Origin of the sequence: Brumimicrobium salinarum, assembly GCF_002844555.1 — a bacterium.
Lineage (GTDB): Bacteria > Bacteroidota > Bacteroidia > Flavobacteriales_D > Crocinitomicaceae > Brumimicrobium > Brumimicrobium salinarum.
In genome coordinates this window covers 92,239-116,418 of sequence record NZ_PJNI01000011.1, presented here as the reverse complement: position 1 = coordinate 116,418, position 24,180 = coordinate 92,239, and the positions used below count along the sequence as shown (strand labels likewise).

17 protein-coding genes are annotated in these 24,180 nt (G+C 34.9%); 5 read left to right on the top strand and 12 right to left on the bottom strand.

The genetic code is table 11. The features are described 5' to 3' along the window. Positions 1–291: 291 nt before the first annotated feature. Positions 292–1,539, bottom strand: a complete 1,248-nt coding sequence (gene fabF, locus CW751_RS10875) for a beta-ketoacyl-ACP synthase II (RefSeq protein ID WP_101335060.1) — start codon at positions 1,537–1,539, stop codon at positions 292–294. Positions 1,540–2,359: 820 nt separating this feature from the next. Here fabF and CW751_RS10865 point away from each other — a divergent pair. Beyond that, entirely contained in the window at positions 2,360–3,217 is an 858-nt protein-coding gene (locus tag CW751_RS10865) for a rhomboid family intramembrane serine protease (protein ID WP_101335058.1), read from the top strand. Positions 3,218–3,297: 80 nt separating this feature from the next. On the opposite strand, the gene menD is transcribed toward CW751_RS10865, so the two are convergent. The 3 genes from menD to CW751_RS10850 form a co-directional block, all read right to left on the bottom strand. Continuing rightward, positions 3,298–5,031: a 2-succinyl-5-enolpyruvyl-6-hydroxy-3-cyclohexene-1-carboxylic-acid synthase gene (menD, locus tag CW751_RS10860; protein WP_101335057.1), complete on the bottom strand. Its 1,734-nt coding sequence runs from the start codon at positions 5,029–5,031 to the stop codon at positions 3,298–3,300. A gap of 160 nt (positions 5,032–5,191) precedes the next feature. Then, entirely contained in the window at positions 5,192–6,058 is an 867-nt protein-coding gene (locus CW751_RS10855) for a substrate-binding domain-containing protein (protein ID WP_101335056.1), read from the bottom strand. Further along, a complete protein-coding gene (locus CW751_RS10850) occupies positions 6,048–7,748 on the bottom strand; it encodes an ABC transporter ATP-binding protein (protein WP_240612570.1) in 1,701 nt (566 codons plus the stop codon). Before CW751_RS10850 ends, CW751_RS10855 begins: the two co-directional genes overlap by 11 nt. 325 nt (positions 7,749–8,073) lie before the next feature. Between CW751_RS10850 and rlmB the strand changes: the two genes are divergently transcribed. After that, entirely contained in the window at positions 8,074–8,829 is a 756-nt protein-coding gene (gene rlmB, locus CW751_RS10845) for a 23S rRNA (guanosine(2251)-2'-O)-methyltransferase RlmB (protein WP_101335054.1), read from the top strand. A 51-nt stretch (positions 8,830–8,880) separates the two neighbouring features. On the opposite strand, the gene CW751_RS10840 is transcribed toward rlmB, so the two are convergent. The 3 genes from CW751_RS10840 to wecB all read right to left on the bottom strand — a co-directional run bounded on the left by CW751_RS10840 (position 8,881) and on the right by wecB (position 12,386). Further along, positions 8,881–9,819 carry a GSCFA domain-containing protein gene (locus tag CW751_RS10840; protein ID WP_101335053.1) on the bottom strand — a complete coding sequence of 313 codons (939 nt, stop codon included), beginning with the start codon at positions 9,817–9,819 and terminating at the stop codon, positions 8,881–8,883. Continuing rightward, positions 9,812–11,107 carry a polysaccharide deacetylase family protein gene (locus CW751_RS10835; RefSeq protein WP_101335052.1) on the bottom strand — a complete coding sequence of 432 codons (1,296 nt, stop codon included), beginning with the start codon at positions 11,105–11,107 and terminating at the stop codon, positions 9,812–9,814. Before CW751_RS10835 ends, CW751_RS10840 begins: the two co-directional genes overlap by 8 nt. A 130-nt stretch (positions 11,108–11,237) precedes the next feature. Continuing rightward, on the bottom strand, positions 11,238–12,386 hold the full coding sequence (gene wecB, locus CW751_RS10830; RefSeq protein WP_101335051.1) for a non-hydrolyzing UDP-N-acetylglucosamine 2-epimerase: 1,149 nt from the start codon (positions 12,384–12,386) through the stop codon (positions 11,238–11,240). Positions 12,387–12,628: 242 nt separating this feature from the next. Here wecB and feoB point away from each other — a divergent pair, with 242 nt between their 5' ends. Then, on the top strand, positions 12,629–14,698 hold the full coding sequence (gene feoB / locus CW751_RS10825; RefSeq protein ID WP_101335050.1) for a ferrous iron transport protein B: 2,070 nt from the start codon (positions 12,629–12,631) through the stop codon (positions 14,696–14,698). 56 nt (positions 14,699–14,754) lie between these two features. Here the strand turns inward: feoB and CW751_RS15445 are convergent, their stop codons facing one another. The 3 genes from CW751_RS15445 to CW751_RS10815 all read right to left on the bottom strand — a co-directional run bounded on the left by CW751_RS15445 (position 14,755) and on the right by CW751_RS10815 (position 17,190). Next, positions 14,755–14,904 (bottom strand): hypothetical protein, encoded by a 150-nt coding sequence (locus CW751_RS15445; RefSeq protein ID WP_165779287.1) that lies wholly within the window; start codon positions 14,902–14,904, stop codon positions 14,755–14,757. Between the two features lie 386 nt (positions 14,905–15,290). After that, entirely contained in the window at positions 15,291–16,037 is a 747-nt protein-coding gene (gene fabG / locus CW751_RS10820; protein WP_101335049.1) for a 3-oxoacyl-[acyl-carrier-protein] reductase, read from the bottom strand. 112 nt (positions 16,038–16,149) lie between these two features. Further along, a complete protein-coding gene (locus CW751_RS10815) occupies positions 16,150–17,190 on the bottom strand; it encodes an acyl-CoA reductase (protein WP_165779286.1) in 1,041 nt (346 codons plus the stop codon). A gap of 96 nt (positions 17,191–17,286) precedes the next feature. On the opposite strand from CW751_RS10815, the gene CW751_RS10810 reads away from it, so the two are divergent. After that, positions 17,287–17,634, top strand: a complete 348-nt coding sequence (locus CW751_RS10810) for a 4Fe-4S dicluster domain-containing protein (RefSeq protein ID WP_101335047.1) — start codon at positions 17,287–17,289, stop codon at positions 17,632–17,634. 511 nt (positions 17,635–18,145) lie between these two features. Continuing rightward, positions 18,146–19,831, top strand: coding sequence for an adenylate/guanylate cyclase domain-containing protein (locus tag CW751_RS10805; RefSeq protein ID WP_165779285.1), 1,686 nt, complete (start codon positions 18,146–18,148; stop codon positions 19,829–19,831). Between the two features lie 9 nt (positions 19,832–19,840). On the opposite strand, the gene bshA is transcribed toward CW751_RS10805, so the two are convergent. Continuing rightward, entirely contained in the window at positions 19,841–20,977 is a 1,137-nt protein-coding gene (gene bshA, locus CW751_RS10800; protein WP_101335045.1) for an N-acetyl-alpha-D-glucosaminyl L-malate synthase BshA, read from the bottom strand. Between the two features lie 96 nt (positions 20,978–21,073). Then, complete coding sequence (locus CW751_RS10795; RefSeq protein WP_101335044.1) at positions 21,074–24,007, bottom strand: glycoside hydrolase family 3 N-terminal domain-containing protein; 2,934 nt, start codon at positions 24,005–24,007, stop codon at positions 21,074–21,076. Positions 24,008–24,180 lie beyond the last annotated feature (173 nt).

The window sequence follows — 24,180 nt, the reverse complement described above, 5'->3', positions numbered from 1 at the left end:
TCGGGATTGATAACAAAATTTAAATTGATTAGCATTTATTCTCATGTCATCCCTTCGGGATTAATGGTAAAACTCAACGTGATAGGCGGTTGATTGTAAAATTCAAATTGATTTTTACAATCATGTTATTTCTCAGAGTTTAGAAGTGAAAATCTAACTTGATAAGCAATATCTTTATAGCATAGCATTAATCCCTCCCCAACTTTTGAGACTGCCCCATATTCTGTTCAGTAATGTAATTTACACCTGAATTAAACCACAAAAGATTAAACCAAGAAAATAAATGAAAAACTATTCCTCTTCATATCTTTTCAACAGAAGCGCGGCAATATGTCCTCCAAAACCAAATGTATTACTCAAAGCATATTTAATTCTACCGTCTACCCCTTTTTCAACAGGAAAATAATAACTGTCTTTACAACTCTCCTCAAAGTCCTTAACGTTTATGGTTGGTGGTACTTTTTGTTTTTCTAAAGCTTTAGCAGAAAGAATGGTCTCCACTGCTCCAGCTGCACCAAGCAAGTGCCCAGTCATTGACTTTGTACCACTTACAATAAGCGATTTCCTTTTTTCAAAAACAGTATCTAATGCTTTTATTTCACTTACATCTCCATTAGGAGTAGAAGTAGCATGCATATTCACATAATCTACTTGATCAGGCGAAATTCCGGCTTCCTCAATCGCTAGTTTCATTCCTTTAATTGCTCCTTCACCTTCAGGATGTGTTCCCGTTAAATGGTAAGCATCAGCAGCCATTCCACCACCAACAATTTCAGCTATAATGTTTGCTCCACGCTTTTTCGCATGTTCTAATTCTTCAACTACAAGCGCTCCAGCTCCTTCTCCCATTACAAAACCATCACGATTCACATCAAAAGGACGCGAAGCCGTTTCTGGCGCATCATTTTTTGTTGAAAGCGCTTTTAAAGAACCAAATCCGCCAATTGTTGCAGGCCCAATAGGCGATTCAGAACCACCCGAAACAATCATATCTGCTTTGTTCCAACGCACATAATTAAACGCTTCAATAATCGCTGTTGTTGATGTGGCACAAGCCGAAACAGGAGCAAAATTAACTCCACGCAAACCATATTTCATCGAAATTACACCAGCAGCGATATCCACTAAAATTCGAGGAATAAAATAAGGATTAAAACGCGGTGTTCCGTCACCTTCATTATATTCAGTAAGTTGTTGTTCAAAGGTTTGAATACCTCCATTTCCTGACCCCCAAATCACACCTACTCTATCTAAATCTAGATTATCAAAATCAATATTGGCTTGCTGCACAGCTTCCTCAACAGCCACAAGTGCATATTGGGTAAATTTATCATACTTTTTACGTTCCTTGCGATCCAAGTGATCTTCAATTTTAAAATCTTTCAATTCACATGCAAACTGAGTTTTAAACTTAGCTGCATCAAATGTTTGTATAGGAGCTGCACCACTCACTCCTTCAAGTGCATTTTTCCAAAATTCCTCTACTGTATTTCCTATTGGAGTCAAAGCTCCCATTCCTGTGATTACAACTCTACGCATAACATTCTTTTTTTTTGCAAAGCGAAGATAAGAAATAAATTAATTACGAATGATTCAATTACGAATGATTCAATTACGAATGATTCAATTACGAATGATTCAATTACGAATTACGAATTGTAGAATTACGAATTGTAGAATTACGAATGATTCAATTACGAATTACGAATTGTAGAATTACGAATCGCTTTGTCATCAGCGTGGTACAAAGATCCTGTCGAATTGCAGCTAATTGTCCGATCTACCTATCTTATTCAATACTGTTTTGGGGCTTCCCCAAATTTCTCTCCGTATACTCCAAGAAAATTGGGTCGGGTCATCCACTATATCTTTTTTTTGAAAAAAAGGATGCCGTTTCTACCCCTAAGCCGAAAAAAACATTTCTGCTTCGTAACTGGCAGTCAAGCTTGAAAGAACTTCTTGATTCTAAAATAAGTAAAGCGGAAATGTTATTTCATAAAAAGAAGGCTTAGAGACAACATCTCCCTCTGGAGGGAGACATAGAGGGAGGAGATTTAATGGGTTGATTATTTCATCCACTGCTTCAATCCCTGATTAAAAAGCCTTCTCGCTTTTCGCCGTTGATGTATTGTAAGACAAGTTTTGAAAAGCAGGAAATGAACTCAAAGCATCCTCCCCCTTTATCCCCCTCCAGAGGGGGAAACGCAGATTCAAACATTTTAGCTTGTGAAAACACATACCGATATTAAAATAAGTAAAGCGGAAAAGATGCATTCTTAGATCGTTCAAAAAAAGCAAAGAATTAATGACAGAATGACGTAAGTTTACAATCGGAACAGAAATTGACAAGACAATTCCTATGAAACTGATGCAAGCTGAGAAAAATAGAACACTTGAAGCGATTATATATCCTTTGCTGGTATTGATTATCATGTGGACTGTATTTTTAATGGATCGCTATTTTCAACTAGACTTATACCGTTTTGGAGTAAAACCACAAACATTAGAAGGCGTTAAAGGAATTTTTTTTATGCCATTTATACATGGTCAGCGTGACTTCTCTCACATCATCAACAATTCTGTTCCTACCCTAGTTCTTCTGAGTACACTGATATATTTCTACCGTGAAATTGCGTTTTATGTTGTACTGTTTGTTTGGCTTGGAACAGGTTTTTTAGTTTGGTATATCGCAATAAATACGCAATCTTACCACATTGGAATGTCGGGTGTGATTTATGGGTTATTCGGATTTTTATTCATCAGCGGCTTTTTCAAAAAGTATTTGCCGCTTCAAGCAATTTCTTTATTTGTGGCTTTTGTTTATGGCTCCATGATTTGGGGTGTTTTCCCAATGGAAGCAGGTATTTCTTGGGAGGGGCATTTATCCGGTTTTTTAGTGGGAACGCTCATGGCTATTATCTTTCGTAAAAAGGGTCCTGTTCCTCCAAAATATGCATATGAAATTGAAAAAGAAATGGGCATTGAACCACCAGATTTAGAAGGAGAATGGAGAGAACGCAGAAGGATTTGGGAAGAACAACAATTGCAAAAGCAAAATATCATCCAACAAAGAATTGAAGCGTTAGAAAAGCAAAAGTCATTGGATGAAAGTAAAGAAAATAATAATAATCCAAGTACGAACAACGATAGAAATAGCTCATCGACACAAAACTTTGGGGTAACTTATCATTATGTTCCAAAGAAGAAGGATTCGTAATTATGAATTATGAATTTTTAATTACAAATTACGAATTTTCAATTTTCAATTATGAAGTTTCAACTATCAATTCTAACTTATCAATTCTCCAACTCTGGTACGTCTTTCACTTTTGTTTTTTCTAGATAATCTAAAAGAATTTTTCCGCTTGCCTCCCCATCTGTGAAGACCTCCATAATTGCGGGTCTGTCGTTGTCTTGGATTTCCATGAAAACATCGAGTTGATTATCGATTTCTTCCATTGATGTAGCTTGGAAATAATTCACATTAAAAGCTTCTGCAATTGACTTGGCAGAAAAGGAATGTTTGGCTACGAAGAACTCCTCGCCTTGCGCTGAACTTCTTGGTCCAGGAATAATATTGAAGATGCCTCCGCCTCCGTTATTGATTAAAAAAACACGGAAATTGGAAGGTACGTGATGATTCCAAAATGCATTGCTATCGTAGAAAAAACTAATGTCGCCAGTGATTAAAGTGTGTAATTTATCTTCTCCTGCCAAAGTATTTCCGATAGCTGTACTTGTTGAACCGTCGATGCCACTCGTTCCGCGATTACAGAAATAATTGATGCTCTTAATCGGATCAAACAGTTGCGCATAACGAACGACAGAGCTATTTCCGAGGTGTAAATTACTGTGATCTGGGATGGCATCTAACACCAAGTTAAACACCGATAAATCAGAATAAGGCACCGACATTAAATAATCTTCATGATTGCCTTGCGCCAAATAATCGAGTTGTTTCCATTGTTCGCCATATCTCGAATTATTTCGATTGAATCCTTCTTCTAACAAGAAGTCCATGAATGAATTTGCATCCATTGGAATGGATTTCTTTAGGGATTGATAGGTATCCATAAATGGAAATTCCTGACCTATTTTCCAGTGATTTTTTGGTTTATATTGACGTAAATACTTTTTGATTTTCTTAGAGATTACCGCACCACCAATAGTAATTAACAAATCGGGTTGATACAATTCTGGATTGTCTTCTAGAAAGCTAGAAATGGTTCTATCGATACAATGAATAAAGCCTCGATCTTGCAAGTTACTTGTGTTTTCAACCACAACGGCTACACTTTTGTCGTTGGCCAATTGTTTTAGCTGTTCGTTCAAATAACCGTTTTTAGGCATTTGTCCGCATAAAATCAATTTTCGTGAAGAATTATTCCACGTTTCTTGAAGTTCTGCTTTTTGAACAGAAGACAATTGTGGAGATAACTTCATTACTTCTAAAAAGTTATCTTGCTTTTTTTCATGCGCAGATTTGTCTTCCAAAGCGTACAAAGGTTCTGTAAACGGAAAATTAAAATGAACAGGACCACCTTGAGGAGATTTTGCTTGGATTAAAACCTCATCCATTGTTCTTTTATTGAACCATTTTTGATCTTCCGTATTGGGAGTTTCGTATAGCTGGGTGTAGGCACATATATGATTTTGAAAGACATTTTCCTGACGAATTGTTTGTCCGTCGCCGTGATCTGTCCATTCGCTTGGTCTATCTGCAGAAACCACAATTAGCGGAATATTGCGATAAAAAGCTTCACTTACTGCTGGATAGTAATTTAAAAGCGCAGAACCAGAAGTACACATCACAGGCACAGGAGTTCCGGATTGTTCAGCCATTCCAAGCGCATAAAAAGCAGCACTTCTTTCGTCTGGAATCACAAAACATTTAAAGCGTTCATCATTCGCAAAACTTACTACAAGTGGCGCATTTCTTGAACCAGGAGAGAAAACAATGTACTTTACTCCGTGATTATAAAATGATTCTACCAATTGCTGAACTCCAGCTTTTTCACTTACTTTTCCCATTTTACTTTCCTTTTATATCTTTAAAAATCAGTGATTCTACATTAACACTTAAAAAAGTGATACTCTCCACTTCAACCGAAGAAGCGTCTTTAACACAAGTTAAAAGACTTCTACAAACAACATCAAAAAACCATTTTTAGTTTTAAACCTGCTACTGTTTTTAAAACAACTTTTCCATATAGTTTTCTGCTTCCCGCTCAGTAATCAACTTGAGTTTCAGCAAATATTTTATCACATTATCAAAGTCTTTATCAAACTTTTCAGCTTTATAGTTCCATTCTGTTTCGTTTAACCAACTCGTAACATCGTCGAGTTTTAAACCATAACGCCATGATAAAACCTCTGGTGTTTTCTCGTCGTATTTAACGCTCTCTGCTTTTTTATTTACAACTGACAACATCGTTTGCAACTCTTCTTCATATTGTTCTGCAACTTCGCCACGAACCGCCACCACAAAACACGGCCAAGGAGTTACCACCTCGTCAATGTATCTGCATTTTTCTTGCTCAGTATAGGGATGCGTGGTGTATTTTTCCCATAAAAAGGCTTGTGCTTCGTCATTTTCAAGCGCCCAAAGTCCACCGTAAACATCTCCAACACTATTGAATTTCAAATTATCAATATCCCAACCTTTCTGATCTGCCAAGACATAAGACATCAAATGTGAGCCAGAACCTTCACGAGAAATAGCAAAAGTTTTACCTTTTAAATCTTCCACTTTTTGAATGGATTGATCTGCAAACGGCACATGAATTCCCCATCTTAGTGGTGATTTCACATAAACTTGTAATATTTTGGCGTCTAATCCTTGTAAAATTGCTCTTGAAATTCCTTCAGTAAGTAAAACAGCAACATCAATGGTTTTGTTTTGTAACCCTTTTATCATTTGACCGGTTCCTCCGCCCATATCTTCCCAATGTAGGGCAATGTTTTCTTTTTCGAAATCACCTTGCTGCATAGCCAATCTCCAAGGTAAATTGAAATGTTCTGGAACACCTCCTATTTTTATTCTCATTCTATTCTTCATCTCCTAAAAATTGTTTTTCGTATAATTTTTTATAAAATCCGTTTTTGCCTAAAAGTTCTTGGTGACTTCCAGCCTCCATTACTCGGCCTTGATCAAGCACAATAATTTTATCAGCACTTTGAATCGTTGAAAGTCGGTGCGCAATTACAATTGAGGTTCTACCAACAGTTAACTTCTCCGTAGCCGCTTGAATCATTTCTTCACTTTCATTGTCAACGCTTGAAGTGGCTTCATCCAAAATTAAAATATGTGGATTGTAAACATAAGCGCGAATAAATGCTAAAAGTTGTTGCTGACCAGTTGATAAAACACCACCTCTTTCTCCAATTTCATAATTGTAATCATTGGGTAGTTTCATTATAAAATCATGTGCTCCTACAGCCTTTGCAGCTTCAATTACTTGTTCTTTTGAGATTTTTTCATCTCTCAAAGTAATGTTATTCAGAATGGTATCTGAGAACAAGAAAACGTCTTGCAACACAATTGAAATGTTCTCTCTTAAATAGCCTAAATCGATATCTCTAATATCTGTTTCTCCAATATTAATACTTCCTTTTTGGTATTCATAAAATCGAGACAGCAAGTTAACGATTGAAGATTTCCCTGCTCCTGTAGCACCGACAAAAGCAACAGTTTGATTGGGTTGAATATGTAAATTAATGTCTTTCAAGACCCAATCTTCATCTTGGTAGGCAAACCATACTTTATTGAAATGTATATCTTGTTGAAAATCCAATTCTGTAACTGTTCCTGTATCTTGAATCACCTCATCTGTATCTAAGGTTTTAAAAACTCTTTCAGCACGAACAACACCACGTTGAAGAATATTAAACTTGTCTGCTAATTGGCGAATAGGTCTATATAACATATTAACCCATAAAGTAAATTTGACAATTGTTCCTGTTGAATCCGCTGCAATTGAAAAATTATTTGCCAAGGACCACGCACTAAATACAATTAAAAAAGCAATAGATAAAGAGGTTAAAAACTCAACGACGGGAAAAAATATAGAATTTGCCCAGATGGTATCTATATGCGCTTGTCGATGTCTTTTGTTAATCGCGGCAAAACGTTCTTTCTCTACCTCTTCTCGATTAAACAATTGTAAAATCGACATTCCTGTTAAACGTTCTTGCACAAAGGTATTGAGTCGATTAACTTCTACACTTTCTTTTTGATAAGCTTTTTTCATTGCTTTTGCAAAAATTCGCGTAGCTATCAACAGCAAAGGAATCGGGAGTAACACAAAAAGCGTGAGCATCGCATTCGTGGAAAACATCCAAACTATAATTGTAATCAGAATAATGATATCCTTAAACATATTGATTAATCCTTGCGAGAAAATCTCCGAAATAGCTTCTAAATCCGAAACAATTCTTGTTACCACAGACCCTATTGGAGTTTGATCGAAAAATTTCATTTTAAAAGACATCATGTGCTTATACAGCTTAACCCGTATATCTTTAATAACAGATTGAGCTAGCAAATTAGCAAAGAAGGTCGTCATGAACTGAAAAATAGCTTCTAATAATAACATCCCTACAACGATCATGGTCCAAAACCATAAAGCATCAGCATTTTGATCCTTTACAATATATTCATCGACCATGTCACCAATAATACTTGGACGGAGCGGCGATAAGACAGCTAAACCTAATGTAAAAACAAATGCCAGTAATAGAAACCGCATGTATGGTTTTACGAATACAAAAAGCCGTTTGAGGATATAAAAATTAAAGATTTGTTTTTTAGTATTACCCATATTGCAAAAATAGCTTCCAAGATGAGAATTCCTTGTATTTCTAGCATATTATTCGTTAAAACAACCATTAATTTGCATATCTGTGAGTTTAGCAATCAAAAAGTACATTAATTTAGATATAATGCGAGTACATTTTTGTCTTTCAATTTTAGTGTGGAAAGGAAATGAATTCAACTTTTCAAATTGAAAGAATATAAAACCAACAGCGTTAATTCAAAAACAAGCGTTAACTTTGTTGCATACAAAAGTAGATATGTCAAGTAGAAAAGGTGAAATAGAGGATTTAATTTTTGGTGTTCGTGCAGTAATTGAAGCTATTGAAGCACGTAAAGAGATCAATAAAATTATGATTCAGCGTGGTATGGACAAGGCTTTATTTAAGGAATTAAAAGAAGCTTTGGCGAATAAAAAATATACGCTTCAATTTGTACCTGCGGAAAAGTTGAATCGCCTAACAAGGAAAAATCATCAAGGCGTTATTGCTTTCATATCTCCAGTTGTATATCATGATTTAACAGATGTTTTATCGGATGTTTTTGAACGTGGAGATATTCCAAACATTTTAGTCTTAGACAGAATTACAGATGTTAGAAACTTTGGCGCCATTGCAAGAACAGCAGAATGTTCTGGAGTGCATGCGATTGTTATTCCTGATAAAAACTCGGCGTTAATCACCAGCGATTCTATCAAAACTTCATCGGGTGCTTTGCATAAAATCCCTGTTTGTAAAACAAGAGATTTGAACAAAACCGTACTTTATATGAAAGAATCTGGTTTACGAATTGTGGCGTGTACCGAAAAAACACATGACTTTGTTTTTGATGTTACCTTAACTGGTCCTACAGCAATTATAATGGGATCTGAGGAAGATGGAATTTCACCAGAGCTTCTAAAAATTGCACATCAACGTGCAAAAATTCCACTTTTAGGTACTATTTCATCCTACAACGTTGGAGTTTCTGCTGGAATAGTTTTGTATGAGAAAATGAGACAAATGGTATTGAGTTAAGGCGTATTGAATGATCAACAAAGTCATGAAAATCACCCATTCTCTGATTTTCTAACTTTTTTTACGAATTAAAAAAGGATACTTCTTCTTAAGTGCCTCCCATTTATTCTGTCGTTTTAGATTAAACTGTTTTGCTGCCGTTGACTCGGGGTGTATAGATTGATGTTCAAACAACATGTTAATCTTATCATATTCCTTGCAAATCTCATCTGTTTCAGGAGTAAAGAATGTTACTTTGAAGCGATTCCATATTTCATCAATAGCAATGTCATTCGGGTGAATGCCATCTTTTTTATAATACGCATAATCGCGCATTTCATCTATCATTACTTCATACGCCGGAAAATAGTCCACATTTTTATAATTGTCTTTTAATTGATGAACAGCATTGAGTAAGATTGCCTTACTTCTTGAATTTTCTATTAATCCGTCTTTTGTATGCCGCACCGGACTTACTGTAAATATAACTTTTATGCTATTCTCATTTTCTAGTTTTTCAATGACATGTTTCCATTGAATAGTAATTTCGTCCACTGATAATAACCGCTTTTCAAAATCATTCTTTGCCGCTTTGTGACAGTTTCCTACGATATCTCCTGAGGATTTTTTCATATAAACCCATGCTGTTCCGAATGTCACAAACAACACCTTTGATTTACGTAGTTCATTTAAAAAATCATTGCGCAGACTAATTAATTTAGCATAAAGCTCTTCTTGGTCATAGGCAAAACATGTACTGTTTGCCAACCACGATAATGCAACATCATTTCTTTCAAAAATAGAATTTTTTAATTCCTTATCTGAAGCTAAAAATACTTTTGATAACGACATAGGGTTAAACACAACACCAAATGGATTTGTTTGAATTTGAAAACCCGACTGTATCATCTTAAGGGATAAATGTTCAGAAAAACAACTTCCTAAAAAAGCATATTTGGAAGAGTAATCAATCAATTGATGCTGATCAATATGTACTTTAGTCTTATACATCTATTTCTTCAGTTTTTAGAGTTTCCGCTAATACTTCGTTCCATCCTTTCCATTTTCCGTAATCTCCAATCGTTTCATTGTGCCAAAGCGCTACAAAGTTTCCACCATAGGTTTTTACTTCTTTTTTGAGGTTTCTAACCGTTTTGACTGCTTCTTCAATCGTCAATTCCATATATTCATTCAATGTTCCATCCATATATGAAATAGGATGTAATTTTAAATTAGAGACTTTATTTTCTTTCAAATTAAACCATACAAATGGTCGAGCAATACCGGCTCTAAAACCTAACTGATCCGCATAGCCGAGTGAGTAATCATCAGAAAAACCAACATTACTTAATCTTTCAAAAGTGGTGGGTAAATCTATTTTTAAAAAATGTTGACGGGAATGATTGACCTTTCGCACCAATATTTTTTCTATTTGATGTTTTTCTTTTTCCAGAACGGTTTCAGATTCATTTGAAGCATAACTTGGGTGTAAACCTACCTCTGTAAAACCATCTGTTTGTTTGATTACATTTTGATGGTGTAAGTTTTTCGCTGCTAAGTTGCGGTCAAACTTCCCATAATCACCGAGTAACCAAAACACTTTTACATCGAAGCCGTTTCTTGCAATACGCTCAATTTGATCAAATGTATCATACGGATCTTTTTTATGTCCACTCAAAACTGCTTTCCTTTCTCTTAGCCGAGGTAAATTCATTTTTAAGACGTCTTTCCCGATACTCAAAAACTTTCTTCCACCTTTTTTATATCGATATGCAAAAGTATTATCAATATCAAAGGTGGGGACAATTTTAAAAGGTATTGCTTGTGTTTTTAGCTGACAACCATTTTCTTGTTCAATAAAGTCTATGAATTGTTCACTCCATCTTTCCACCATTAATTTTTCCAACCAATTCATCTTATATAAAAGTGAACGAGATCCGATATTTCGATTGTGATGATCTTTTTCTTCCTGCAGATAATCATCATAAAGAGAGATTACATAAAATATGCTCGCCAAGATATCAGGCACTCCATTAAAGCTTAACACTTCATGGGTCATCCATTCAGATTTAAGTACCATCTGTTTTTTAATTTTATCTTCAAAAAGTAAAGTTGAAGGATAAATTTTAGGATAATGTTCAAAACTTGAATCATCAGAATACGCCACTTTGGGCAAAGCTGCTTTTTTAAAGCTATCGTGATCAGAAACAATTTGATATGCCACATTTCGTTCATGGAAAATCAGCGTTAATACATAACTTAAACGTTGAGATATTTGATCGGCATAAATAGTAAGCATACTGTAAAATTAATTTTATTTTGATTCATTTAAAGTAAAAACACATGAATTGAAATGAGATAATTTCGCACCCACCATATTCATAATTCATAAGGTAATGGTTTTAAATTAACCTATTCTGATGTATTTATTAACACCATTCCAAAATCTCACCAGCTATAAACTCTGCTGCCTTTCCATCACCATACAAACTTGGAAATTCTGCATTTTTCATATCTAACATTGCTCGAACTCCATTTACAATTCTGTTTTGATCAGCATCTGTAATCATGGCAACTCCTTGCTCAACTATTTCAACCCATTCTGTTTCTGGACGAAGAATCACACATGGTTTTTTAAAGAAATAAGCCTCTTTTTGAAGTCCTCCGCTATCTGTAATAACGAGTTCACAATTTTTCTCCAATGAAATAATCGTTAAAAATGAAACAGGCGGAATGATTTTAAAATGTTTACATTTTTTAATTTTCTGATGATATTCCTTCGAAAAATGTTTTTCCATGCATTTATGCGTCCTAGGATGAAGTGGCAAAACGATTAGATGATCAGGGTATATTTCAATTATTTCCAAGAACGCATCAAAAATAGCTTTTAATTTTTCTGGATCATCGGTATTTGCTCCACGATGTACTGTTGCTAAGAAATAAGGTTTATAATGTAAATCTAACTCTTGATGTGTTGTGAGGTTTTCTGCAGCAATTTCAGAAAAATATAAACTATTATCATACATCACATCTCCACTGTGATATACTTTTGGGTTATTTGCATTGTATGGTGCAATGTTATCTAATTTAAACCCTTCATTTTCTAAATGCTTTACCCCTGTTTCTGTTGGCGAAAAAAGTAGAGTAGAAACATGGTCACACATTATGCGGTTAACTTCCTCTGGCATGGACTTATTGAAGCTTCTCAAACCTGCTTCAATGTGCACAATTGGAATCCCCAATTTTGACCCAGTAATAGCTCCAGCCAAAGTTGAATTAGTATCTCCATAAACAACAATCGCATCAGGTTTTTCTTTAACTAAAAGCTTTTCCAACCCTATGATCATTTCGGCTGTTTGAAGACCATGCGCATTTGATCCAATGTTCAAATTATAATCTGGCTGCTTCAATCCCAACTCAGTAAAAAAGACCTCAGACATTTTTTCGTCGTAATGCTGGCCTGTGTGTACCAAGACTTCCGTTAACTGATCGGTATACTTTTCAGCTATGGCTCTTGACAATGCGGCAGATTTTATAATTTGAGGTCGAGCGCCAATAATGGTGATGATTTTCTTCATAACGTTCAATTCGTTGAGCGAAAATAATCATTTTAGTCAGAATAATAGAGCAAAGCACCTTCTTAACTACAATGAGAGAATTGGATTGTTTTCAAATAAAAAATAGATATAGACATTCCATTTTAATGACTTGGTGGAGTGAATAATGAAAAGAGTTGTACGAAAGTATTATCTTGAACCTTTCTAAATACCAATTAAATGGTATTAAGATACCAAGATATTTTCATCACTTTTGCACTGTGATGACAAAGAAGAAGAAAATAGCATTAGTAGGTAATCCCAATTCGGGAAAAACCTCTTTATTTAACCTGCTAACTGGATTAAATCAAAAAGTCGGAAATTACCCTGGAGTAACCGTAGATAAACGATCTGGCACATTAAAGTTGGAAAATGGAGAGGCATGTGAATTAATTGACCTACCGGGGACATACAGTTTATCTTCAAAAAATGATGATGAAAAGGTAGTACAAAATATTTTACTCAATCCACAATCCAATTCATTTCCAGATTTAATCATCGTAGTTATTGATGGAACAAACCTAGCCCGAAATTTATTCTTGGCATCACAAGTCATCGAGTTAGGTATTCCTTCAATTTTAGCGATAAATATGGCAGATATCGTTGAGAAATCGGGGGATCAAATAAAGATCAATGAAATTTCTAGATTTTTCGATGTTCCTGTAACCACTATTTCCGCACGAAAAAACAAAGGAATCAAGACCTTACTTTCTTTAGCAGAAACAGACATTTCTCCTTCAAATAAAACTTTATTTAAAAGAGAAAAGTACAATTCTGTGCTAAATGATTCAGCACATTTTTTCGAGGCTAGCACTCCTTATATGTTATTTAAGCAAATCAATAATGCAGCCGATCTTTTACCAGCATCTGATTTTGATTTACTCAATTCGCAATTTGAAGCAAATAATTTTGAGCCTTTAAAAGAAGAAATTTTAGAAATTAGTGATCGCGTTGCACAAATAAATGCAGCAAGCGAAAACTTCTATATTCGACAAACGAAAGTAAATCACAAAACTATTACAGACAAGATTGACCGATATGTAACTCATCCTATTTGGGGGCTTTTCATTTTTTTAGGTGTTTTCTTTCTTCTATTTCAAGCTATTTTCACCTTTGCAGAATATCCAATGAACTTTATTAATGATGGTATTGTTGATTTAGGTGTTTGGGTGGGGAACTTACTGCCCGATTCATGGTTTGCAGACTTTATAACAGATGGTATTTTTGCAGGACTTGCTGGTGTTTTAGTCTTTGTTCCTCAAATTATGATACTTTTTGCTTTAATAGCAATTTTAGAAGACACTGGTTATTTATCAAGGGTAAGTTTTATGACTGACGGGTTGCTGAAGCGCTTTGGAATGAACGGAAAGTCTGTTATTCCTTTAGTAGGTGGATTTGCATGTGCAATTCCTGCTATTATGGCAGCGCGGTCAATTGAAAATAAAAGAGAGCGTTTTATTACAATTTTCATTACACCTTTAATGGCTTGTTCTGCAAGGCTTCCCGTTTATGTATTTTTGGTTTCATTCATCGCTCCTAATGAGTTTATTTGGGGCGTAATTAGCGTTCAAGGACTATACATGCTCGGACTTTATTTATTGGGCTTTGTTGTGGCACTTTTGATAGCTATGATCATCAATTTATTCAGAAAAAAGGGAGGACACAGTAGTTTTATTTTAGAATTGCCTAATTATAAATTACCTAGTCTGAGAAACGCACTAAATGCCGCCATCAATAAAGGAAAAATCTTTGTCGTTCAAGCAGGTAAAGTTATTTTAATTGCTTCGATCATTTTATGGGTTCTCTCGTATTTTGGTCCTGGAGATCGTTTTGAACAAATTGATAAAAAATACACTGCGTTAATTGCAGAAAATGAAATACACGCAGATTCGCTTTATACTAAGATGAGCAGCGAAAAGCTAGAAAACTCCTATTTAGGAATTATGGGAAAAACTATTGAACCCGTTATACAACCTTTGGGATTTGACTGGAAAATTGGAATTGCTATTGTAGCCTCTTTTGCCGCAAGAGAAGTTTTCGTTGGAACAATGTCAACTATTTACAGTGTAGAAGGCGGTGAAGAAAATGAAAAAGGACTCAAAGCTATTCAATTTTCTTACGCAACAGCATTTTCTCTTCTGATCTTCTATGTTTTTGCGTTGCAATGTATGAGTACCATTGCTATTGTGCGTCAAGAAACAGGAAGCTGGACCATAGCAGGAATTCAATTTATTGTTTTTACAGGAATTGCCTATCTGGCTTCATGGATTACGTATAGTTGGCTAGCTGGCTGATTTCTCTCAAAGTACACCACAAAAAAAACTGAAACTTTTCAGTTTCAGTTTAATTTTTAATTCAAATGAATCAATAAGGATTCTTTTTTTGACTTTTTGACTTCAATACTCTTTGAATAATTTAGAATGAATTGAAGCGTAGTTTTTGATGGTTCTTGTTTATCCTCCACCATCCCCGGAGCAGTTTTAGAGTAACTATTTGCCATAAGCATTTATATTTAAGTTCCCTATATGAACGTTGTATTTTTTGGTTTATTTCGTTGATCTAAGAAAATTTGGTTTTTGCCAATCAATTAAACGCTTTTAACGGTATGCCCTCACCATAACTATCATTTCTTTTTTGAAATCTGAATTTCTGCAGAGTTGGGTCAATATAAACCCTTCGTCAATTAAAAATCTAATATTTTATATTGACGAAGGATGACAAAATAAATTGTATTGTGGATAAAGACAGGCTTTGATTGAATTCCTTGTCTAACAATCGTCCTAAATCTTGATAAAATTGGAATTTTCCAAAGGAAAGGATCTTGTCAGACTTACTAATTATCAAAATACTTTATGATAAAAGCAAAATGAGAGATCATGATAATCATTACATCAACATACCTCCACAAACATTTAAGGTTTGGCCTGTTATATATGCTGATCGATCAGAACCTAAGAAAACAACTGCATCTGCAACATCTTCAGGAGTTCCTCCACGTTTTAATGGTATACTATTTCTCCATTCATTCACTACTTTCTCGTCTAGAACATCCGTCATTTCTGTCTCAATAAAACCTGGAGCAATTGCATTGCATCGAATACTACGCGATCCTAGTTCTTGAGCGATAGACTTAGTAAAACCGATCATTCCCGCTTTTGAAGCTGCATAATTTGACTGTCCAGCATTACCCGAAACACCAACGACAGAAGACATATTAATGATTGAACCTTTTCGAGCTTTCAACATAGGACGTTGCACAGCTTTTGTTAAGTTAAATGCGGATTTCAAATTAGTGTTTATTACCTCGTCCCACATTTCCTCAGTCATACGCATGAGTAAGTTATCACGAGTAATTCCAGCATTATTCACCAAAACATCAACAGCCCCAAATGCTTCCATAACATCATCCACTAATTTTTGGGCAGCATCAAAATTCGCAGCATTAGATTTGAATCCTTTTACCTCTCCACCATCTTTTGTAAGCTCTGCAATCAAGGCATTTGCTTTCTCTTCAGATGACAAATAAGTAAAAGCAACTTTAGCTCCTTCAGCCACACATTTTTCTGCAATAGCCTTTCCTATTCCTCTAGATGCACCAGTAATCAATACAACCTTATCTTCTAATAATTTCATTGCTCAGTTTTTCAATTTATAGCAAATATAATATTAATTAATAGGAAATAATTTACACCTAATTATTTTTAATGCTTATCAGATACTTTCCTAAAGAATAGCATCCACACATTTATAATTCACTCAAAAACTTTAAAGTATTTACACCATCTGCGTAATCATCTAGCGCAGGCGATTGAGCAGCTCCAAAAGGCAAATAATCTTTTCCTATAACCGCTTGAATTTTTTCTGCATGAAGATTCAAATATGCATCAACCTCATCTTTTGATGAATAGAAGTGGTAATGCAATACAGAAACAGGCGCATGTAAATCTTCTATTTCTCGGGTCAATAAAAATCCATTCTCTAAAATAGGCTGTAAGTTGAGTAGAAAAATGGCTTTATAATAATCATAGTTATTCGCATATTTATTGTGATTAATAACATCACTATAGTCAATAATAGCCTCAAAAATTAAATCTAGGTTATAGTTTTTTGGTAAAATCAAGTGAGACACATTTCTACACCCTAAACCAAAATAGGTGAAAATATCTTTCCCAAGGGCTTTCAGTTCATTCTTAGATTCCTCACCAGTAATAACGGCAACAGAAGTCCTGTTTTTACGAATAATTCTTGGCAAATGTCCAAAATACTTTTCAAAATAACGTGCTGTATTATCACTTCCCGTAGCGATAACAGCATCCACCTTTTTTAAGTTGTCTACTATTTGAATTTGCTCAGTCAATTCAGGTTGCAAGGTCTTTAAAATATCCAAAAAGACAGGAATTAGCACTTTATCATCTCTTGACAATTTAATATGAGCTTTATGACCTGAAATAAGGGTTGAAAGCACATCATGAAAACCAACCATAGGAATATTTCCAGCGAGTATCAGGCCTACGGATTTGGGCTTTTTCGCCACTTCATAGGCATTTACCCATTCCCCCAATTCCTCTTCATTGAGTCGCTCGCCAATTTGTTGTAAACTTTCACGAATAGCATCTTCAGAAAACCAACCATTTTGTGCCTTCGCGCCCAAGATTGCTGTTTGCATCTTTTCATAATAATCAGTAGCCACTAAAGGGTTATACGCTTCTTTATCAGCATTTTTTGCCAAAAGTAACATTGTATCTCCTAAGATGGATAAAGCGTGAATTGTCTTTTTGCGGTCCATAGCCTTGAAAAAATTTAAGTTCATTAAAACAAAATACCTTCCTAAAGGTTTATTATATTTGCAAATGTATAGAAGTAACGCTTAAAAAGTAGTAAAATGGCAATAATAATTACGGACGAATGCATCAACTGTGGAGCATGTGAGCCTGAATGTCCAAATAATGCAATCTACGAAGGAGGTGCTGAATGGACTTGGTCTGATGGAACTTCGCTAAAAGGTATGATTACCACTTTAAATGGAGAAGAGACAGATGCAGAGGAGGAAAAGGAGCCCGTTGACATGGATATATATTATATTGTAACAGATAAATGTACTGAATGCGAAGGGTTTCACGACGAGCCTCAATGCGCAGCTGTTTGTCCAGTAGACTGTTGTGTAGATGATCCTGACTTTAGAGAAACTGAAGAAGAACTCTTAAAGAAAAAAGATTTTATGCACTTGTAGATGCAGTAATAGAGTTTACCTAAGCCAGTTATTTATTTAACTGGCTTTTTTTATTTAATAACAAGACATATAATTATGTCATCCCTTCGGGATTGGTGGTGAGTGTTTGGTTGGATGAGCTGTTAGAATTATTTCATCCCTTCGGGACTGGTGGTGAGTGTTTGGTTTAATGAGCTGTTAGAATTATTACATCCCTTCGGGATTGGTGGTGAGTGTTTGGTTGGATGAGCTGTTAGAATTATTTCATCCCTTCGGGACTGGTGGTGAGTGTTTGGTTTAATGAGCTGTTAGAATTATTACATCCCTTCGGGATTGGTGGTGAGTGTTTGGTTTGATGAGCAGTTAAGATCATTTCATTCCTTCAGGATTGGTGGTAAATTTGAATTACCTAGAAAACACAACTCGAAATATTTATTTTTCTTCGACGAATAGGCGGAAAATTCTCCTGTTTAATACTAAATACTCGATTGAAAATATTATTTTCGTTGAATAGCTTCTTAAATTCAACTTGGTGGAAAGATTTATAAACATTCTTGTAATCGACAACAACCCTATAAACATAGATGGTTTGCGTGCAATGTTATTAGGAAGTGGCAATAATTTAATATTTTGTGAGGATGAAGCTTCTGCACTTCCCATACTAGAGAAGCGACGTGTAGGAATTATTCTTATCAATATTCAAAGCAAGGCTGTAAATGGATTTGAATTGTTACAACGTTTAAAATCCAATCCCAACTCTAAAGACGCTTATAAAATTGTAATTAGTGAAAGTACCTCTAGTGGTGTGCGATTAGTGAAAGGATTTAAAGAAGGCGCTGTTGACTACATATCAAGTCCTTTTAATCCTAATTTAGTAAAAGCTAAAATTGAAGTTTTCAAAACACTTTATTTTAAAGATCTTCGTATTTCCCAACTACTGGAGAATATTTTTCCTATGAATATTTTGAAGGATCTTAATACAATAGGAAAGTTTTCGCCTCGAAAAGTTGAAGAAGGGGTTGTGCTTTTTACGGACTTTATTGCTTTTACCAAAGCTGCAAAAAAGCTAAAACCGATGGAGCTTCTTCGTGAACTTGAAGGTTATTTTACAAAATTCGATGAGATAACCGATCGGTATAAGCTTGAAAAGATAAAAACCATCGGAGATTCATACATGGCATTAGCAGGGGTAACAGAAACGAATGACAATCCTGCAGTACGGGCGACGTTAGCAGCAATTGAAATTAGAAATTACATGTTAAATCGAAAGGCTTTAGCAAAAGCTACCCGCACCGAAGCTTGGGACATTCGCATAGGTATCCACACGGGGCCTTTGGTTGCTGGTGTTATTGGTTCAAAAAAAATTAGCTTTGATGTTTGGGGTGACACCGTTAACATTGCTGCTCGAGCAGAACAAAATTCAGTTGAAAATAACATAACCATTACTGCAGATGTAGCTAAACTTGTTCATCCTTATTTTGATATTACCCATCGAGGAGAGATCAAATTAAAATTTGGCAGTTTTGTAGATATGTATTTTGTAGATCAACTCAAAACAGAAAATTCACTTTTTAATGAAGGAAAGTTACCCAATAGAGCATTACGCTTAAAATGTGAGCTCCCTGCCATGGATTTTGAAAATACCCGAACTTTTATTATCAATAAATTAAAATCGGCTTTACCTGATGAGCTAGATTATCACAACTTAAAGCATACTTTAAATGTAGAAAAATCTGCTCAACGTATAGCAGCTTTAGAAGGAGTCACCGGAGAAGATTGGATTATCCTCAGAACAGCTATACTCTTTCATGATTCTGGTTTTATTGTCCGCTATGAAGACAATGAAAATTTTGGTATTCAGATGGCTAAAAACGAATTACCAAAATTTGGTTACTCACAAGAACAAATTGAAACAATTACGGGTATTATTTTAGCTACTAACAAAAACAATCGTCCTCAAACACTTTTAGAGAAAATTATGTGTGATGCAGACCATGATTATTTAGGTCGAGCAGATTATCATAATGTAGCCAAAACGCTTCGAAATGAATTTGAAAATTATGGTAAAAATTTAACCGATCTCGAGTGGATTGACTTTCAATTAGAATATTTGGAAAACAAACATCAATTTTACACCGAAACTGCCAAGAACATCAGGCAACGCAGTAAATCCCAGAGGATACAAGAGTTAAAAAAAATGAGAAGTAAATGCTTATAGGATTTTCAATTAGCGGCGCACTGAAGCGATTACTTTTTCATATAGATCTTCATACAATGGTAAAATATTTTTCAAACAAAACTTTTCAGATTGTAGCTGCGCTTGATGTTTAAATTTATTTAAAATATTTTCATCGGAAATTATTTTGATTGCATTTTCTGCCATTTCATCTACATTTCCTACATCAGATAAATATCCAGAATAACCATTTACGTTTACCTCTGGAATACCACCAGTATTAGAAGAAATGACCGGCACACCAACAGCCATGGCTTCAAGCGCTGCTAATCCAAAGCTTTCTGTTTGAGAAGGCAAAAGAAAAAGGTCTGATAAACTCATTAAACTAGAAGCATCTCTAATTTTACCTACCATCATAACCCGATCACATGTTCCCAATTCTCGACATAACAACTCAACGTTATAACGTTCTGGTCCGTCACCGATGAGCAATAATCTCGATTTAACATTTTGATTTATTTTTTCAAAAATACGCACTACATCTTCTACTCTTTTAACTTTTCTAAAATTAGAAACATGACAAATGATGCGTTCACCATCTTTCGCATACTTCCTTCTTCTCTCTAAATCAGTATTGGAAGAGTTGTAAGGAGAGCTATGAATGAAGTTAGGAATAACCTGAATTTCTCGTTCAGTTTTAAAGTGTTTTAAGGTATCTTCTTTTAAACTTTCAGATACCGCTGTAACAGCATTGGATTGGTTAATACAAAATGAAATTACAGGCTCGAAAGATTTATCCCTCCCAACAAGCGTAATATCTGTACCGTGCAATGTAGTTATGAACGGAATCTCAATACCTTTTGTTTTTAGGATTTGCTGTGCCATAAACGCAGCCGAAGCATGTGGAATTGCATAATGAACGTGAAGCAGATCTAATTTTTCATATTCTACTACATCAACCATTTTTGAAGCGAGTTCTGTCTCATAAGGTTGATATTCAAACAAGGGATAATTAGAAACGACTACTTCATGATAAAAAATATTATCTCTAAAAGAACCTAAACGAACAGGTTGAGAATAAGTAATAAAATGAATTTTATGTCCCTTTTCTGCTAATGCTTTTCCTAATTCCGTTGCCACAACTCCACTCCCACCAAAGGTTGGGTATAATACAATTCCAATTTTCATTTTTAAATGTTTTATCCACTTTCTTAATCTGCCTAAAAGTAGTTAGAAAAAACAATTCATGTTGTAACTTGTTCTGATATAATAGAAATTTAACTTTTAATCTTCCAACACTTCATAGATAACCTTTTGAATTTCAGTACGAATATTCATCCGTACGATTTTCCAATTTTCAGCACTTGGATAAACACGGTTTGACAGAAACACATAGTTAATATTTTTTTCAGGATCTGCCCATGCTAACGTTCCTGTAAAACCAGAATGTCCAAAAGATGATTTTGATACCGCTTCAGCTGCTGGTCCACCTTCACCTTCAATAACTGGTTTATCAAAACCAGCACCCCTTCTATTTCTTGGGCAAAACTGACAATCTGTAAACTCCTCTATTACTGAAGAGCTCAAGTATTGTCTACCTCCATACTTTCCCTTATTCAATAGCATTTGCATAAACCCAGCTAGATCAGTAGCATTTGAAAATAATCCTGCATGACCGCCTACTCCATTCATCATAGCTGCTCCCATATCATGAACATATCCATGCACCAATTGATGCCGAAAATAAGTGTCTTTCTCTGTGGGTGCTATACGTTTCAAATCAAAACTATTGAGTGGATGATAACCTAATGTAGTTAGTCCCATCGGAGCATAAAACTTGTTAAGCAGCAATTGATCTAATGGCTCATCTGCAGTGCTTTCAATAATTTTCTTAGCAAAGTAATATCCTAAATCTGAATATTTATAGGTCTTACTTCTTCTTAATGGTTTTGACAAAATAACTTTTAGTATATCATCTTCATAATTATCTCGAATGTATAAATTATTCGCTACAACAGCATTTCGATTGCCAAAGGGTGATGTTGCGTATAACTGTTCGTTTGGTTTTCCATTCACTAATGTTTGGGTATAAAAAGGAACCCATGGAATTAGGCCTGCTTGATGTGCCATAACATCTCTCATCTTTAAATTCCGATAAACAGTTCCACGTGTTAACCCACTTAAATAATCACCTATAGTACTATCTAAAGAAAACTTTTTCTCGTCTTGTAAGTACATCAAACCAGTAGTTGAAGCTGCTATCTTTGTTACAGAAGCCAAATCATACATCGTTTTATAGTCAACAGCTAATACGCTATCGTATGTTTGGTATCCAAATGCTTTCTCATAAATTACTTTACCATCTTTAGCCACTACAACTTGACACCCAGGAAAGGCTTTTTCTGTAATTCCATTATTGGCTATTGAATCAATTTTATAAAATGCCTTATTAGAAATACCCAATTCCATTGGTATGGTAAACTTTAATCGGGAAGCTGTTTCTGTTTTAAGCCCATATCCCTCTTGATAATCGGCACTAAGTGTAATTGGCAAAACAGAAGTCGCTTGAAAACCTCCAAAAAGCAATTGTGCTGCTCTATTCTGACCGATTTCTGTATTCTGAAATGCCAAAACTACTGCGTCAACATTTTCAAAAGTCCATCGATCATCTATTGCATAAGGATTACCAAAAAAATTAACATAAACATTTGAAGATTCGGGCATTTTTTTCAGAAGTTCTCTCCAACCTTCCGGATAACTAAAATCATTACGTGGTAAAACTGATGGAGCAATCAAATTCACAAAGATATTATCGTAATTTTTTAATGAGAACTTATAAATCGCATAAGCATCTTTAGCTGATGAGATTGAACCGTAGGTTGCATTCATATATTTTTCAGCAGATTTGTTAAACGCTTTCCCCTCTCCTCCAATGTTAAGTACAAAATTTCGTGCAGAAGCATCCTGTACAGGAATTACGTTTTCATTTTTTATCACTGTCAAAGCTTTTTCATAAATATCAACTTGAGCATAATCAATCACTTCAGGATCTATTAATGGTTTTTTTTCAGGTTTGTGAATAATGGCAAAATATTTTGCCCTCAAAACCCGTAAAGCTTTTTCATTAACAATTGCTGTTGATATTTCACCAGATTCAACAGCTGCTGCTATTTCAGCAATAGATTTTTCAATTGCATTGGGATAAAGTAAAATATCATTTCCGGCGATATAAGCTTTTTTCGCAATTTCAACATCATCATATTTTTTAGTTAATGCCTTCATATTTAAAGCGTCACTAATCACCAAACCTTCAAACTTCAATTCTTTTCTTAGATTTTCTTGGATAATAATAGGCGATAAACTTGCCGGTGTTCCAGACGAATCAAGCGCAGGCACGTTTAAATGCCCCATCATAACTGCAGATGCCCCAGCAAGTCTTCCCTGACGATAAGGCAACCAATCAATTCTACTTAATTCTTTTTTAGTTTTAGTTATTAAAGGTAAATCATAATGTGAATCTACATCTGTATCACCATGACCTGGAAAGTGTTTCATACAAGTGAGTACATTAAAATCTTGAATTCCTTTAATCATTTCTGAAGCATGTCTTGCCACCAGCAATGGATTTTCACCAAAAGAACGAAATCCAATCACAGGGTTTTGAGGATTTGTATTTACATCCACCACAGGAGAAAAACTTAAATGAATTCCGAGGCTATTTAACTCTGCTCCCATCGCTTGACCAATAAGATTTGTTTGCTTCAGCTCGTTTGCTGCCCCTATTGTCAATTGAAAAGGAAACCGTTCTCCATCAGCTAGACGCATATTGCTGCCCCATTCCCCGTCAATTCCGACCAATAATGGAACTGTACTTTTGCTTTGTAATCGCTGAATGGTAGCTTGTGTATTGTCACGCGTACCTTGAAACATAATAATTCCACCAACCTTATGTTTTTCTATCAAAGAATCAATTTGATTGATATGCTGAACTCCTTTATTTGGGGTAACTTCAATCATAAAGCTTTGTGCAATTTTTTCCTTTAGAGTCATTGATTCAAGCTTTTCCAATGCCCACTGAGGTGAAAGTCGCATATAGGCGGGCATTCCTTTTCCGGATGGTTTAAGGTTCGGTTCATCTTCATTTTTACTGTACATTGACCAACTTAGCAATCCGCTAGAAAAAAGAATTACAATAGAAAAAATAAAAGTAATCTTCATGAAATCGTATAATTTTAAACCTTTATTCGTTTGTTAAGAAACATTCAAGCAAACATTCTGCCGAAATGTCATTTCAAAATGTATTGGAATAAATTTTGAGAACAAATATAATCAAAGCATAAACCTATTTATATTTATGTGTAAAAAATGACGACCGAAGATATAGAAAATGA

Excerpts from the sequence above, each read along its gene's own strand:
- CW751_RS10850 (WP_240612570.1), bottom strand. The coding sequence starts at position 7,748 with ATGCGGTTTCTATTACTGGCATTTGTTTTTACATTAGGTTTAGCTGTC.
- CW751_RS10810 (WP_101335047.1), top strand. The coding sequence starts at position 17,287 with ATGGCAATAATAATTACGGACGAATGCATCAACTGTGGAGCATGTGAG.
- CW751_RS10840 (WP_101335053.1), bottom strand. The coding sequence starts at position 9,819 with ATGTATAAGACTAAAGTACATATTGATCAGCATCAATTGATTGATTAC.
- fabF (WP_101335060.1), bottom strand. The coding sequence starts at position 1,539 with ATGCGTAGAGTTGTAATCACAGGAATGGGAGCTTTGACTCCAATAGGA.
- CW751_RS10815 (WP_165779286.1), bottom strand. The coding sequence starts at position 17,190 with ATGGACCGCAAAAAGACAATTCACGCTTTATCCATCTTAGGAGATACA.
- fabG (WP_101335049.1), bottom strand. The coding sequence starts at position 16,037 with ATGAAATTATTAGAAGATAAGGTTGTATTGATTACTGGTGCATCTAGA.
- CW751_RS10835 (WP_101335052.1), bottom strand. The coding sequence starts at position 11,107 with ATGCTTACTATTTATGCCGATCAAATATCTCAACGTTTAAGTTATGTA.
- wecB (WP_101335051.1), bottom strand. The coding sequence starts at position 12,386 with ATGAAGAAAATCATCACCATTATTGGCGCTCGACCTCAAATTATAAAA.
- CW751_RS10865 (WP_101335058.1), top strand. The coding sequence starts at position 2,360 with ATGAAACTGATGCAAGCTGAGAAAAATAGAACACTTGAAGCGATTATA.
- rlmB (WP_101335054.1), top strand. The coding sequence starts at position 8,074 with ATGTCAAGTAGAAAAGGTGAAATAGAGGATTTAATTTTTGGTGTTCGT.
- feoB (WP_101335050.1), top strand. The coding sequence starts at position 12,629 with ATGACAAAGAAGAAGAAAATAGCATTAGTAGGTAATCCCAATTCGGGA.
- CW751_RS15445 (WP_165779287.1), bottom strand. The coding sequence starts at position 14,904 with ATGGCAAATAGTTACTCTAAAACTGCTCCGGGGATGGTGGAGGATAAA.
- menD (WP_101335057.1), bottom strand. The coding sequence starts at position 5,031 with ATGGGAAAAGTAAGTGAAAAAGCTGGAGTTCAGCAATTGGTAGAATCA.
- CW751_RS10795 (WP_101335044.1), bottom strand. The coding sequence starts at position 24,007 with ATGAAGATTACTTTTATTTTTTCTATTGTAATTCTTTTTTCTAGCGGA.
- CW751_RS10855 (WP_101335056.1), bottom strand. The coding sequence starts at position 6,058 with ATGAAGAATAGAATGAGAATAAAAATAGGAGGTGTTCCAGAACATTTC.
- bshA (WP_101335045.1), bottom strand. The coding sequence starts at position 20,977 with ATGAAAATTGGAATTGTATTATACCCAACCTTTGGTGGGAGTGGAGTT.